Source organism: Mesorhizobium monacense, assembly GCF_056781675.1.
Genome location: NZ_CM165567.1, coordinates 457,606 through 471,719, shown reverse-complemented (window position 1 = coordinate 471,719; position 14,114 = coordinate 457,606). Strand labels below are relative to the sequence as shown.

The following is a 14,114-nucleotide window of genomic DNA, read 5'->3' as shown; positions in this document are numbered from 1 at the left end:
ATAACTCTCCGTGGGATTTTTCCGTTAGCTTTCCGCAGGCCGTATGATAGCGTCCCGCCTCAAGCTCAGCCGGACACACTGCTCAGGCCAGGAACACTCTCGGCCGGTCGTGGCGCCTTGGCGAATGCGATGGCGGCCGTTGGCCATGGGCGCGCAAAACCCGATCGCCGACAGCTCGATTGAAGCCGGCAGTTCCGTCAACCGCGGAACCACCTTTGAATGGTCCTTGCGCCAAGGTCATCACTCCGGCCACGGCAGACGGATCGGAGTGGAGAGAGACAATGGGCACTTTTTTCTACATGCTCCTGGCGTTCGTTGTAGGTGTGTTGGTTGGCTGGTTCCTCTGGGGTCGCCTGCGCGGCGAGCTCGACAGTTTGCGCGGCGATCTGGATCGCACGCGCAGTGAGCGTGACAAGCTGCGTGCCGATGCCGACCGGCTGAGCGGCGAACTGGATGCATGTGGACGTGCCCGCGCCGATCTCGAGCGCCGGCTGGGCGAAGCGCCCGCCGCATCCGGCGCTGCGAAGGCCTCCGCCCAGGCGCCGGCAGCGCTGATGTCGACGCCCGCGACGGCAAAGTCTGCTCCGGCCAAACCCGCCGCCGCCAAGCCCGCTGCCGCCAAGCCCGCTGCCAAGCCTGCCGCTGCCAAGCCTGCCGCCGCGGCCAAGAAGCCCGCCGCTGCCAAGTCGGCAGCCGCGCCAAAGCCGGCAGCGAAAGCCGCCGCCCCCAAGGCTGCTGCACCAAAGCCTGCTGCGTCCAAGCCAGCCGCGACGAAGAAAGAAGCACCGGCGTCGGCCAAGGCGGCAGCCGGCAAGGCCGACAATCTGCGCCGCTTGATCGGCATCGGCCCTGTCAACGAAAAGCTGCTCAAGGGCCTGGGGGTCACCACCTACGCCGAGATCGCCGCCTGGACGGCCGCCGACGTCAAGCGGATCGAAGACGTGCTGAATTTCGACGGGCGTATCGCGCGTGAGCAGTGGATCGACCAGGCGAAGCTTTTGGCCGCCGGCGACGAAAAGGAATTCGCCCGCCGCTTCCCGACCGCGGGAACCGCCAACAACACCTGACCATATTCAGCTGCGGGCTGTAGACACAATGGCGGCGCGCCTCGGTGCCACCATTGTTTTGTAGCCGTGCCACCTTTGCGTCCTTGGACGCCGCTCTCTCGATTGCACGCGCGCGAGCCCCCATATAGAGCGATCGCTGGCGTCACAGACCGCAGCATCCCGAGTCGCAATGTCCCTGCCCTCCGCCATCTTCCGCAATGATGAGAGCGCGCGTCAGCTCGTCTTCGACCATCCGGCCGAAATCATCAAAGCGCATAAGGCGCAGGATTTCCTGCCGGCGCTGGAAGCCGCGCAGGCGGCAAGCGACGCGGGCAAATGGCTGGCCGGCCATTTTTCCTACGAAGCGGGTTACCTGCTCGAGCCGAAACTGGTGCCGCTGCTCCCTGAGGGCCGGCGCGCGCCGCTGGTCTGCCTCGGCGTCTTCGATGCTCCGATCGAGCAGGCCCTGCCCCAGAATCGTGCGCCGGCCACCAACGGTCCGATCTTCGACGCCAGGGCCGCCTGGTCCGCCGAAGATTACGCAAGGCGCTTCGCGCGGCTGCACGATCACATCCGCAAGGGCGACTGCTATCAGGGCAACCTGACCTTTCCGGTCAACGCGCAATGGTCGGGCGATCCGCTCGCCGCCTTCGATGCGCTGACCGAGCGCCAGCCGGTAAAATATGGCGCGCTGGTTGCGCTCGGCGATCCGATCGTGCTGTCGCGCTCGCCCGAACTGTTCTTCGAGATCGACGCCGGCGGCATGATCGAGACGCATCCGATGAAGGGCACGGCGCCGCGCGGCGCGACCAAGGCCGAGGACACCAAGCTGAAGGCGTTCCTGCGCAACGACGAGAAGAACCAGGCCGAGAACCGGATGATCGTCGACCTGCTGCGCAACGACATCTCGCTGATCAGCGAGGTCGGCACGCTGGAGGTGCCCGAACTGTTCCGCATCGAGACCTATCCGACGGTGCACCAGATGGTGAGCCGTGTGCGCGCACGGCTGCTGCCGGAGGTCGGCATCCGCCAGATCTTCTCCGCCCTCTTCCCCTGCGGCTCGATCACCGGCGCGCCAAAAATACGCGCCATGGAGATACTGCGCGAATTGGAAGGCGTGCCGCGCGACGTCTATTGCGGCGCCATCGGCTGGATCGCGCCCGGCGGCACGATGCGCTTTTCCGTGGCGATCCGCACCATCTCGCTCTTTTCCAGCGGCGAGGCCGTCTACAATGTCGGCGGTGGCGTCGTCTTCGATTCCACAGCTGAGGAGGAGTATCGGGAGTGTCTGCTGAAAGCACGCTTCGCGACGGGAACGCCACCGGTTTCGAGCTGATCGAGACCATGCGCTGGGAACCCAGCTCAGGCTTCCTGCGCTTCGATCGCCATCTCGCGCGGCTCTATGGCTCGGCGGCGGAGCTGGGCTTCGCTTGCGATCCGCAACGGGTGGGCGAAGTGCTCATGAACACAGTTGGCCGGCAAACGGTTGCGCTGCGCACGCGCCTTGTGCTGGCGCGCAATGGCGAGGCGACGGCCTCGGTGCAGCCTTACGAACCGCTGGCGGCCGACAAGGTCTGGAGGCTGCAATTGGCGCGGATGCGGCTCGATTCCAGCGATACGCTGTTGCGCCACAAGACCACTCGCCGACAGACCTACATCCGGGCGCGTGCCGAATATCTCGTCACCCAGGCCGACGAGGTGCTTTTAGCCAACGAGCGCGGTGAACTCTGCGAGGGCACGATCACCAATCTCTTCGCCGACTTCGGCGACGGCCAACTGGTGACGCCCCGCCTCGACTGCGGCCTTTTGCCTGGCGTATTGCGCGGCGAGCTGCTGGACGAAGGCCGCGCCAGCGAAGCGATCTACAGTTTTGACGATCTGAAATCGGCCAGGGCGATCTATGTCGGCAATTCGCTGCGCGGATTGATCCCGGCGCGGCTTGGCTGATGGCAGGCTGGATTCAAGGAAGCATGAACTCTTACCAGCCCACCCATACGCCCTATGACGGCTCGTCGAAACTCTTCACCATCGGGCTGAAGCCGCTCGACCCGCACAGGTGGATAGAGGTTGACGAGCACCTGCTGCCGCATCTCGCCGAGAAGCGCAGGCTCTATGCGGAGATTCCCGAGAAGGTTTTTGTCGAGGAAGACGGCACGCACGACGCGCAGCGCGAAGTGCTCGACCTGCTCGGCGAGCATCTGCTGGCGAAGCATCCTGACATCTATCGGCGCTCGAGCGCGCGCATCAAGGTGATCGGCGCCAAAGGCAAGATTGACGGCGCAGGCCCGGCTGGGGACTTTGTTGACGCCCCGCTGTTCGCAGCGTCGCTGCTGGTGCAGGAAGACTTGATTCTGATGCGGCGCGACGAAAGCGGCTGGCGCCTGGTCGCCGGCTCACTCTGTTTTCCTTCGTCATGGTCGCTCTGCGAAAAATTCGGCAAGCCGCTGCAACAGATCCATGCGCCGGTGCCGGGTTTCGGACCGGGCACGCGACCGGCCGATCTCATCAACCGTATGTTCGACGGCCTGCAGGGCCAGGCGGTCGAACGCTACAATTGGTCGATCCAGGCCGGCGACGCGCTCTATCATCCGCTCTCCAATACCGAGCGCATCGACCGCGCCACCAACCGCCCCACGCGCTTCCCTGACGGCGACGTCAACGCCCACGCCTTCATCCGCGTCGAGCGGCAGACGCTCAGGAAGCTGCCGGTCTCGCGCGATGTGTTGTTCACCATCCGCATCCATCTCGATCCGCTCAAGGTGCTGGCCAGCCACCCTGACAGGCAGGCGTTGGCCGTGTCCTTTGCCGCGCAGCTTCAGGAGCTTGACCAGGCCCAGCTCGACTACAAGGGACTAACGGCCGACCGCGACCGGCTGGTCGCCTTCCTCGACGACATGGCCAACACGGCTTAACCACGCTGCCAAGCCGGCCTGGCCGGCGGTTGGCGCTTTTCACTGGTTTATGACAATGATCTGTGGTGTAGCGCTTGGCCGTCCGGCGCAAATGCCGGGCTTTGCTCGTATTTTGCCCCGGCTTTGTCTATGTTTTGAAGGAGTGTTCGATAAAATGGCGAATGAAAACTGGCCCGTTTACGGTGAGATCACCGGCCCGGTCGTGATGGTCGGCTTCGGCTCGATCGGACGGGGAACGCTGCCGCTGATCGAACGCCATTTCAAGTTCGACAAGTCGCGCATGACGGTCATCGACCCGCGCGACACCGACCGCAAGCTGCTCGACGAACGCGGCATCGCTTTCGTCCAGGAGGCGGTGACCGAGAAGAACTACAAGAAGCTTTTGACGCCGCTTCTGACCAATGGCGGCGGCCAGGGTTTTTGCGTCAACCTGTCGGTCGACACCGGCTCGGTGGACCTGATGCGGCTCTGCCGCAAGCTCGGCGTGCTCTACATCGACACGGTCGTGGAACCGTGGCTCGGTTTCTATTTCGATGCCAAGGCCGACAATGCCAGCCGCACCAACTACGCGCTGCGCGAAGCGATGATCAAGGAAAAGCACGAGAAGCCAGGCGGTGCGACGGCGATTTCGACCTGCGGCGCCAATCCCGGTATGGTCTCCTGGTTCGTCAAGCAGGCATTGCTGAACCTCGCCACCGATCTCGGCCTCGAATTTTCCGAGCCGGCGCAGGACGACCGCGAAGGCTGGGCCAGGCTGATGAAGAAGGCCGGGGTCAAGGGCATCCACGTCGCCGAGCGCGACACCCAGCGCACCAAGAAGCCGAAGCCGATGAACGTGTTCTGGAACACCTGGTCGGTCGAGGGCTTCATCTCGGAAGGCTTGCAGCCGGCCGAGCTCGGCTGGGGCACGCATGAGAAATGGATGCCGAAGAACGGCAAGAAGCACAAGCACGGCTCCAAGGCCGCGATCTATCTGGAGCAGCCCGGCGCCAATACGCGCGTGCGCTCATGGTGCCCGACGCCCGGCCCGCAATACGGGTTCCTGGTAACGCACAACGAGGCGATCTCGATCGCCGATTTCTTCACCGTGCGCGGCAAGAAGGGCAAGGTCCAGTACCGCCCGACCTGCCACTATGCCTATCATCCCTGCAATGACGCCGTGCTGTCGCTGCACGAGATGTTCGGCGCCGCCGGCAAGTCGCAGCCCGTGCATCACGTGCTTGACGAGAACGAACTGGTCGACGGCGTCGACGAGCTTGGCGTGTTGCTCTACGGCCACGACAAGAACGCTTATTGGTATGGCTCGCAGTTGTCGCTGGCCGAGGCGCGCAAGCTGGCGCCCTATCAGAACGCCACCGGCATGCAGGTCACGTCTGCGGTGCTCGCCGGCATGGTCTGGGCGCTGGAGAATCCCGAGGCCGGCATCGTCGAGGCCGACGAGATGGACTACAAGCGCTGCCTGGAAGTGCAGTCACCCTATCTCGGGCCGGTCAAGGGCTATTACACCGACTGGACGCCGCTCGATAACCGCCCGGGCCTTTTCCCCGAGGATCTCGACCAGAACGACCCGTGGCAATTCCGCAACATCCTGGTGCGATAGCGCTTCCACCAGCATGTCCGACTGCCTTGCAATCGCCCGGAAATCGGGCGATTGAAGGATGCGGCCTAGAGCGACGTGCGTCCACTTGGACGCACAAAGTACGCTCTAGCACTTTGGTGTTCGCATCGTGCTTTCCGAAAATCGAACCGATTTTCGGGCCGATGGGTGAGGAGAGGGTTTTTAGAAATGACGATTGCGCGCAAAGTTCTTTCTATGGGCATGGCTGGCGCCCTGGCGACCATGCTTGCCGGCTGCATGACGGGCGGCCCCGAGGCGCCGCCGATGGCGTCTGGATCGAAAGGCGTCGAAGGTTCCTGGATCGATGCCAAGGGCACCGGTCTGTCGACCTTCGCGGCCGGCAGCTTCGCCACCGTCGCGACCGATACCGGCCAGAAGCTCGCCGAGGGCAGCTACACCATGACCGGTGCCACATCGGTCGAGATCCACGGCACCTCGCTGATCCGCCAGACGCCGGTCAGCTTCAACTGCCTGATGGTCTCCACCAGCCAGCTCAACTGCACCAGCGCGGCCGGGCAGAATTTCGTGCTGACGCGCCGGGCCTAAAGCATTTTCCAGCCAGGTGAATTCACTTGGCGTCGTAGGAAATGCGGCTGAAAAAGCCCAGTGCGACATCGATCCCATCCAAAAGACGGCGGCGCGAGCCGCCGTCTTTCTTATGCCGGCAAACATCGTCCTGATTTCCGCTTGCATCGATGAAAACGCGATGTGAACATGACGCAAAAGCTGGCTGTTATGCCCCAGTCAAGCAAGGGCGTTAAATGCCTCTGGTCAGGTCCATCCGGGAGACGAATATGAAGAAGTTTGCCGCCATTGCCGCCCTTTCGGCATCCACGCTTGGCCTGTCGGCCGGCGCATCCTTTGCCGACTACACACTGAACATCCTGCATATCAACGACTGGCACAGCCGCATCGAGGGCAACAACAAATACGAGTCGACCTGTTCGGCCGAAGAGGAGACCAAGGGCGAATGCATCGGTGGCGCCGGCCGCCTGATTACCGCAATCGCGCAGGAGCGCAAGAAGCTGGAAGGCCAGAACGTGCTGCTGCTCAGCGCCGGCGACAATTTCCAGGGTTCGCTGTTCTACACGACCTACAAGGGCAAGGTCGAAGGCGAGTTCCTCAACGAGATGAAATTCGACGCCATGGAGCTCGGCAATCACGAATTCGACGATGGCGAGACCGCACTTGCGCCGTTCCTCGACATGATCAAGTTTCCCGTGCTGGGCGCCAATGTGAAGGCCAACGCCCAATCCAAACTCGGCGACCGCGTCAAGCCTTCGATCGTGGTCGAAGTCGGCGGCCAGAAGATCGGCATCATCGGCGCCGTCACCAACGACACGCCGGAACTCGCTTCCCCCGGCCCCAACATCACCATTGAGGACGACGTCAAGTCGATCACATCAGAGGTCGAGAAACTGAAGGGCGAAGGCGTCAACAAGATCATCGCGGTGACCCATATCGGCTACAACCGCGAGCGCGACGTGATCGCCAAGATCCCCGGCATCGACGTGGTGGTCGGCGGCCACAGCCATACGCTTTTGTCGAACACCGATCCGAAGGCGGCAGGCCCCTATCCGACGATGGTCGACAATCCGGATGGCTACAAGGTGCCGGTGGTGCAGGCGGCGTCCTATTCGAAATATCTCGGCGAGTTCAAGGTCGTGTTCGACGACAATGGCGTCGTCAAGGAAGCCAGCGGCGATCCGATCTTTCTCGACAAGTCGATCACGCCCGATCCCGCCGTGCTTGCCCGCATCAAGGAACTCGGTGCGCCGATCGAGGAGTTGAAGAACAAGGAGGTGGCCGAGACCACCAAGCCGATCGACGGCAGCCGCGAGAATTGCCGCGCCCGCGAATGCGAGATGGGCAATCTCGTCTCCGATGCCATCCTTGACCGCGTCAAGGGCCAGGGCGTCGAGATCGTCATCTCGAATGGCGGCGGCCTGCGCGCCTCGATCGACCAAGGCACCGTGACCATGGGCGAAGTGCTGACCGTGCTGCCGTTCCAGAACACGCTGGCGACATTCAAGATTTCGGGCAAGGATCTCGTGGCCGGGCTGGAAAGCGGCCTCAGCCAGATCGAGGACGGGGCCGGGCGCTTCCCGCAGGTCGCCGGCCTGAAATATTCCTTCGACAAGTCGGTCGCGCCCAATGCCGGACGCGTCAAGTCGGTCGAAGTCATGGAAGGCGGCGCCTGGACGCCGCTCAATCCGGACAAGGACTATCTGGTCGCCACCAACAACTATGTCCGCCAGGGCGGCGACGGCTACAAGGTCTTCGCCGAAAAGGCCCAGAATGCCTATGATTACGGTCCGGGCCTGGAGCAGGTGGTCGCCGACTATCTTGGCGCGCACCGGCCCTATACGCCGAAGCTCGACGGCCGCATCACCGAGATCGCCGCGACCGTTGCGGCGGCTCCCGCGGCCGAACCGGCCAGACCCGCCGAGGCGGCGCCTGCGACACAGGCCCCGGCCGCGGAACCCGCCAAGCCGGCAGAGGCTGCCCCGGCCGCGCCAGCCGAAGCCGGCCATGTCATCGTCGCCGGCGACACCTATTGGGACCTGGCCAAGAAAGCCTATGGCGACGGCACCAAGTGGAAGGCGATTTCCGAAGCCAACAAGGGCTACGAGCCGCGCCGTCTGCCGCTCGGCGCGACCCTGACCATTCCGCCCGCGGCGAAGTAGTCCTTTCGCAGAAACGCACAACACCCGTCTGGGAAACCAGGCGGGTGTTCTGCTTTCGGGGTAAGGTGCGGCCAGACGCAGCATTGAAAACCGGCGCGACATCGTTAGTTTCGCCGCGACACCGCAGGTCTGGCGCAGTGTCCGGAGACCTTTATGACGCTTTCCAGCCCCGCCGATCCGAAAGCCGTGAAGGCGCCTGGCCCGCCGCCGGCGGGTCATGTGCCGGCGGGCAAAATCGGCGTCATGCTGATCAATCTCGGCACGCCCGACGGCACCGACTTCAAGCCGATGTGGCGTTATCTCAGGGAATTCCTCTCCGATCCGCGGGTGATCGAACTCAACAAGGCGATCTGGTACCCGATCCTCTATGGTCTGGTACTGACCACCAGGCCGAAGAAGTCCGGCGCCAACTACGCCAGGATCTGGAACCGGGAGCGCAATGAGTTGCCGCTGCGCACCTACACCCGCGCCCAGGGCGAGAAGCTTGGCCAGACGCTCGGTGACCTGCCCGAAATCGTCGTCGACTGGGCGATGCGCTACGGCAATCCCTCGACCGCGAGCGTCGCCCAAAGACTGGTCGAGCAAGGCTGCGACCGCATCCTGTCCTTCCCGCTCTATCCGCAATATTCTGCAACGACGACGGCGACCGCCAACGACCAGCTGTTTCGCGCGCTGATGAAGATGCGGGCGGCACCGGCGATCCGCAGCGTGCCGCCCTACTATGCCGAGCCCGTCTACATCGAGGCGCTCGCCCGTTCGATCGAGCGGTACCTTGCAGGCCTCGACTTCGAACCGGAGGTGGTCATCACCTCCTATCACGGTATTCCAAAACCCTATTCCGACAAGGGAGATCCCTATCAGGCCCATTGCCTGGAGACGACGCGGCTGCTGCGCGAAAAGCTCGGCTGGAGCGACGAAAGACTGATCACCACCTTCCAGTCGCGGTTCGGCGCGCAAGAATGGCTGCAGCCCTATACCGACAAGACGGTGGAGAAACTCGGGCATGACGGCGTGAAGTCGATCGCCATCGTCAATCCGGGCTTTTCCGTCGATTGTATCGAGACGCTGGACGAGATCGGCCGCGAGGCCGCCGAAACCTTCCATCACGCCGGCGGAGAGAAATTCGCCCACATCGCCTGCCTCAACGACAGCACCGAAGGCATGGCGGTGATCGAGGCGATAGTGCGGCGCGAACTGGCCGGCTGGGTCTGACGGGCTTCGGCGGCACGAAACCGGTGCGCAAAAGCCTTCGCTAACCAATATTCGTGATCACCTGATTGTAACGTCGCGGAAACACACTTAAGTGATTCCGTGAAGTCGGTGCCTATTGAGGGAGAAACGAAATGGGCTTCAGCGGTTTCGATATCGCGATTGGTGCGCTTGCCTTTCTGGTATTGGTGCTTCTTGTCAAAGGCATCAGGACAATCCCGCAAGGCTACAATTATACGGTCGAGCGCTTCGGCCGCTACACTAAGACACTGAGCCCAGGCCTCAATTTCATTATCCCCTTCATCGACCGTATCGGCGCCAAGATGAACATGATGGAGCAGGTGCTCGACGTTCCGAGCCAGGAGATCATCACCCGCGACAACGCCATCGTCGGCGTCGACGGCATCGCCTTTTTCCAGATCCTCAACGCGGCGCAGGCCGCCTACCAGGTCTCCGGCCTGCAGAACGCCATCCTCAACCTGACGATGACCAACATCCGTACCGTCATGGGTTCGATGGACCTCGACGAATTGCTGTCGAACCGCGACGCGATCAACGAACGCCTGCTGCGCGTCGTCGACGAGGCGGCACACCCGTGGGGCATCAAGATCACCCGCGTCGAGATCAAGGACATCAACCCGCCGGCCAACCTGATCGAATCGATGGGTCGGCAGATGACGGCAGAACGCAACAAGCGCGCGCAGATCCTCGCCGCCGAAGGTCTCAAACAGTCGCAGATCCTCGAGGCCGAAGGCCGCAAGGAAGCCGCCTTCCGCGATGCCGAGGCACGCGAACGGTCGGCCGAGGCCGAGGCGCGCGCCACGCAGGTCGTCTCAGAGGCTATCGCCAAGGGCGATGTTCAGGCGCTCAATTACTTCGTCGCCCAGAAATACACCGAAGCGTTGACCAGGATCGGATCGGCCACCAACAGCAAGGTTGTGCTGATGCCGCTGGAAGCCTCATCGCTGATCGGCACGCTTGGCGGCATCGGCGAGATCGCCAAGGAAGTCTTTCGCAGCGAAGGCACGACCGGCGCGCAAAGGCAGGCGGCACGCCCTCCGGTCGTTCGTCCTAGCGAGAATTGAGATCGTAGGAGCACATTCGCATGCTCGACCGCATCATTTCCGAACTTGGGCCGTGGAACTGGATGGTTCTCGGCTTCGTCCTGCTGGTGATGGAAGTTATCGCGCCCGGCATTTTCATGCTGTGGATCGGCATCGCCGCGCTCATCATCGGCGCCGTGTCGCTGCTGATCTGGGATGCAAGCTTCTGGACCTGGCAGATCCAGGTGCTCGCCTTCCTCGCTCTGTCGCTGGTTTCCGCCTATGTCGGCAAGAAGCTGGTGGGCGGTCGCAATGATCCAACCGACCAGCCGCTGCTCAACCGCCGTGGCGCCCAGATGGTCGGCAAGATGGCGACACTTGCCGAGCCGATCAAGGACGGCCGCGGCCGCATCAAACTCGGCGACACGCTGTGGCGCGTTTCCGGTCCGGACATGCCGGCCGGCACGCAGGTGCGCGTGACGGGCGCCGCCGATACCGATCTGGAACTGACAGTCGAAGCTGTCTGAGTTCCTTCAGGCTGCTCCGATGCGCAGCAGGTCATGCAGGTGGACGAGGCCGACCGGGCGTCCGTCCTCGACCACCATCAGGCTGGTGATGGCCGAGGTGTTGATGGTCTGCAGCGCCGTCGCCACCAGCGTGTCCGGGCTCGCCGTTTTCGGCTTCCTGGTCATCACCTGATCGACGCTCATCGACAACAGATCGTTGGCGATATGGCGGCGGATGTCGCCGTCGGTGATGATGCCTATCAGCGCGCCGTCCCCTGCTGTTATCGCCACGCAGCCAAACCCCTTGCGCGACAATTCGAGGATCGCGTCCTGCATTCCGGTCCCCGTCGGCACCAACGGCAGCCTGTCGCCGACATGCATGATCTCACGGATCTGCGTCAGGTTGGCGCCGAGCTGGCCACCGGGATGGAAGGTGCGGAAATGATCCGGCGTGAAGCCGCGCGCCTCGAGCAGCGCGATGGCCAGCGCATCGCCCATCACCAGTTGAAGCAGGGTCGATGTCGTCGGCGCAAGCCCATGCGGGCATGCTTCAGGTGCCGGCGGCAAAAGCAGTACGACGTCAGCCGCGCGCGCCAGCGCCGACGTCGCGCCGGATGTTACCGCGATCAGCGGGATCGAAAAGCGCCTGGAATAGGCGACGATCCCCATCAGTTCCTTGCTCTCGCCCGACCATGACATGGCGATGATGGCATCATCCCTGGCAATCATGCCGAGATCGCCATGATTGGCCTCGGCCGGATGCACGAAGAAGGCAGGCGTGCCGGTCGAGGCAAGCGTCGCGGCGATCTTCGAGCCGATATGGCCGCTCTTGCCGACGCCGGTGACGATGACGCGGCCGTCGATCTGCGAGACAATGTCGACGGCCCGTGCGAATGGCTCGGCCAGCCCGTCTTCGAGCGCCGCGGCAAGTGCTGCGACACCGGCGTGCTCGGTTGCCACCGTTCTCAGCGCCGAATCGATCGCAGCCTGCCTGTCCGGCTGCTTCTTTTCTGGGGACCCCGCATGCATGGCTGATGCGATTAGCGCTTTGCCGCCCGCCTGTCCAACAGAAATGGCTGCCGACGTCCCATCTCGAACTTGCGCGGACCTGGAAATCACGCCAACGGACCGGCCTGACAGCAGCCGCCTCAACCCTTGGTTAACCATCCCCATTTACGGTTCGGTAAGTATGGCGCGCATGTGGCGCGCAAGCAGTGGTGACGATGTCGCGGGCCCAGCCTGGAACGAAACGAGGTCTCAGGGACACAACCGTCAGCACTCTGCTGCTGGCGGCCAGTGTCCTTGCTTTGCTGCGGCCAATACCGCTCCACGCCCAGGAAACCGAGCTGCGCGGCGAGGTTTCGGAATCAGCGATCCTGGCCGACCAGCAGCGCAAGGCCAGACAGCTGGGCATGGCCAGTTCCCAAGACCAGCAGGCACAAGCGAACGCAGCCGCAACGGACGACGCGCCGGCGGACACCTACCAGCCGGCCAGCCCCGGCGCGGTGCCTGACGACACCGACGCGACAGGCGCGACCGGCAGCATTTTCGATCAGCCCGCTGCCACCGACGACACGCTTGGCGACGAGGCGGCTCCGGTCAAGCCGCGCCGGCCCTCGAACGCGAAACAGCGCGCCGACGCCGCCGGGGACAAGACCAAAAAGGGCAAGATAAAGAAGAAGGCCAACCAACAGGCCGACACGGCGACGACGGCTGCCACCGACGATACCGGCACCACCGACGAGGACCAGGACGGCGCCAACCCCCGTGCCGTCACCATCGACAGCGCCGACCGTCAGGAGCTGGACCCCGGCGCCGAGCGCACCGGGGCCATCGAAGGTCTGGACAGGAAGATCGAGGACGACCCGTTCGCTGCGACCGGCATCAAGATCGGCTCCTTCGTGATCAGGCCGACGCTGGAGCAAGGACTGACGGCCTCGTCGAACGCCGATTTGAGCAGCGGCGGCAAACCCGCATTGCTGTCGGAAACGGCGCTACGCTTCAACGCCATCTCCGACTGGCAAGAGAATTCGGCAACGATCGACGGCTATGGCATATTTCGCAACACCATATCCGGCGACGAGGTTCACGACGCGCTAGGCCGCGTTGAAGGCACGCTCAACGTCGATCTTGACAACGAACTGCGTGCGATCGCCACACTCGGCTACGAGGCCGTGCCGGAATCGGCCTCCTCACCAGTCGTCATTGTCGGCACCGTCGAACAGCCGGTCCGCCAGACCGTCAACGGCGGCCTCGCCCTCGTGAAGGATGTCGGCAAGCTACGCTTGGGCCTCACCGGTGCGGTCGAACACGACATCTATGGCGACGCCGAGCTCTCGATGGGCGGCTCGCTGTCGCAGAAAGACCGCGACTCGACGCTCTATACGGCGACCTTGCGCACTGGCTATGAAATCTCCCCGGCCATCACGCCCTTCACCGAAGTCCAGGTCGGTCGCCGAGCCTATGATCAGCAATTCGATACAAACGGCTATGAGCGCTCCTCGAAAGGGATTGGTGCCCGAGCCGGTGTCGCACTCGACCTGAGAGAGAAACTTGTCGGCGAGTTCTCGGCCGGCTGGCTGACGGAGACGTTCGACGACAGCCGTCTGCAACCAATTTCAGGCCCGACCTTGAACGCCGGCCTCAAATGGTCGCCCGAGCGCGGCACCACGATCGGCCTCCTCGCACTGACGACCGTCGAGGGCACGACGACCGCCGGCGAGAGCGGCGACCTCCTTTATGCTGCCAGTCTATTGGGCGAGCGGCAAATCCGCGCCAATCTGACCGGAAACGCGGTTCTTGCCGCAGGCTGGCGCGATTATGCTGGCTCCGATGGGCATGATCTGATTCTGAGCGCCGAGGCCGGACTGACATGGTGGCTAAACCGGTATGTCGGTCTCACCACCCGCGCCAGAACCGAAAAACAGACGAGCAATTTGCCGGGGCGCGATTACACGGCCAACAGCATCTTCCTCGGCGTGAAGGTGCAGCGCTGAAGGCCGATACATATCCAGGGTGTTGAGGTTCAGGTCAGGCCGAGCCGGGAGTGGTGGGTTCCGAGAACCGGAGCGGAGCGTACTTGAAGTACGTGAG

General features: G+C 63.3%; 12 protein-coding genes. 11 read left to right on the top strand and 1 reads right to left on the bottom strand.

The features are described 5' to 3' along the window. Positions 1-281: 281 nt before the first annotated feature. From AC1RUK_RS02150 to AC1RUK_RS02105, 10 genes are all read left to right on the top strand, one after another. Entirely contained in the window at positions 282-1,067 is a 786-nt protein-coding gene (locus AC1RUK_RS02150; protein ID WP_481836957.1) for a helix-hairpin-helix domain-containing protein, read from the top strand. Between the two features lie 169 nt (positions 1,068-1,236). Continuing rightward, the gene (locus AC1RUK_RS02145) at positions 1,237-2,382 is read left to right on the top strand and encodes an aminodeoxychorismate synthase component I (protein WP_481836958.1); all 1,146 of its coding nucleotides are present in this window, start codon (positions 1,237-1,239) and stop codon (positions 2,380-2,382) included. Then, a complete protein-coding gene (locus tag AC1RUK_RS02140) occupies positions 2,331-2,993 on the top strand; it encodes an aminotransferase class IV family protein (protein ID WP_481836959.1) in 663 nt (220 codons plus the stop codon). Before AC1RUK_RS02145 ends, AC1RUK_RS02140 begins: the two co-directional genes overlap by 52 nt. Before the next feature lie 23 nt (positions 2,994-3,016). Continuing rightward, entirely contained in the window at positions 3,017-3,958 is a 942-nt protein-coding gene (locus AC1RUK_RS02135) for a heme-dependent oxidative N-demethylase family protein (protein ID WP_481836960.1), read from the top strand. 154 nt (positions 3,959-4,112) lie between these two features. Beyond that, positions 4,113-5,558 (top strand): homospermidine synthase, encoded by a 1,446-nt coding sequence (locus tag AC1RUK_RS02130; RefSeq protein WP_481836961.1) that lies wholly within the window; start codon positions 4,113-4,115, stop codon positions 5,556-5,558. Between the two features lie 186 nt (positions 5,559-5,744). Continuing rightward, positions 5,745-6,122: an outer membrane lipoprotein Omp10 gene (gene omp10, locus AC1RUK_RS02125; protein WP_481836962.1), complete on the top strand. Its 378-nt coding sequence runs from the start codon at positions 5,745-5,747 to the stop codon at positions 6,120-6,122. Positions 6,123-6,370: 248 nt separating this feature from the next. After that, entirely contained in the window at positions 6,371-8,263 is a 1,893-nt protein-coding gene (locus AC1RUK_RS02120; protein ID WP_481836963.1) for a 5'-nucleotidase C-terminal domain-containing protein, read from the top strand. A 153-nt stretch (positions 8,264-8,416) separates the two neighbouring features. Next, positions 8,417-9,475, top strand: a complete 1,059-nt coding sequence (gene hemH / locus AC1RUK_RS02115; RefSeq protein WP_481840173.1) for a ferrochelatase — start codon at positions 8,417-8,419, stop codon at positions 9,473-9,475. A 131-nt stretch (positions 9,476-9,606) separates the two neighbouring features. After that, positions 9,607-10,557: an SPFH domain-containing protein gene (locus AC1RUK_RS02110; RefSeq protein ID WP_481836965.1), complete on the top strand. Its 951-nt coding sequence runs from the start codon at positions 9,607-9,609 to the stop codon at positions 10,555-10,557. Between the two features lie 20 nt (positions 10,558-10,577). After that, positions 10,578-11,042, top strand: coding sequence for an NfeD family protein (locus tag AC1RUK_RS02105; protein ID WP_481836966.1), 465 nt, complete (start codon positions 10,578-10,580; stop codon positions 11,040-11,042). A 6-nt stretch (positions 11,043-11,048) separates the two neighbouring features. Here AC1RUK_RS02105 and AC1RUK_RS02100 read toward each other — a convergent pair whose 3' ends face one another. Next, on the bottom strand, positions 11,049-12,050 hold the full coding sequence (locus AC1RUK_RS02100) for a KpsF/GutQ family sugar-phosphate isomerase (protein ID WP_481836967.1): 1,002 nt from the start codon (positions 12,048-12,050) through the stop codon (positions 11,049-11,051). 194 nt (positions 12,051-12,244) lie between these two features. On the opposite strand from AC1RUK_RS02100, the gene AC1RUK_RS02095 reads away from it, so the two are divergent. After that, on the top strand, positions 12,245-14,017 hold the full coding sequence (locus tag AC1RUK_RS02095) for an outer membrane beta-barrel protein (RefSeq protein ID WP_481836968.1): 1,773 nt from the start codon (positions 12,245-12,247) through the stop codon (positions 14,015-14,017). Positions 14,018-14,114 lie beyond the last annotated feature (97 nt).

Coding starts and splice junctions, on each gene's coding strand:
- AC1RUK_RS02150 (WP_481836957.1), top strand. CDS start 282: ATGGGCACTTTTTTCTACATGCTCCTGGCGTTCGTTGTAGGTGTGTTG.
- AC1RUK_RS02145 (WP_481836958.1), top strand. CDS start 1,237: ATGTCCCTGCCCTCCGCCATCTTCCGCAATGATGAGAGCGCGCGTCAG.
- AC1RUK_RS02135 (WP_481836960.1), top strand. CDS start 3,017: ATGAACTCTTACCAGCCCACCCATACGCCCTATGACGGCTCGTCGAAA.
- AC1RUK_RS02130 (WP_481836961.1), top strand. CDS start 4,113: ATGGCGAATGAAAACTGGCCCGTTTACGGTGAGATCACCGGCCCGGTC.
- omp10 (WP_481836962.1), top strand. CDS start 5,745: ATGACGATTGCGCGCAAAGTTCTTTCTATGGGCATGGCTGGCGCCCTG.
- AC1RUK_RS02120 (WP_481836963.1), top strand. CDS start 6,371: ATGAAGAAGTTTGCCGCCATTGCCGCCCTTTCGGCATCCACGCTTGGC.
- hemH (WP_481840173.1), top strand. CDS start 8,417: ATGACGCTTTCCAGCCCCGCCGATCCGAAAGCCGTGAAGGCGCCTGGC.
- AC1RUK_RS02110 (WP_481836965.1), top strand. CDS start 9,607: ATGGGCTTCAGCGGTTTCGATATCGCGATTGGTGCGCTTGCCTTTCTG.
- AC1RUK_RS02105 (WP_481836966.1), top strand. CDS start 10,578: ATGCTCGACCGCATCATTTCCGAACTTGGGCCGTGGAACTGGATGGTT.
- AC1RUK_RS02100 (WP_481836967.1), bottom strand. CDS start 12,050: ATGCATGCGGGGTCCCCAGAAAAGAAGCAGCCGGACAGGCAGGCTGCG.
- AC1RUK_RS02095 (WP_481836968.1), top strand. CDS start 12,245: ATGTCGCGGGCCCAGCCTGGAACGAAACGAGGTCTCAGGGACACAACC.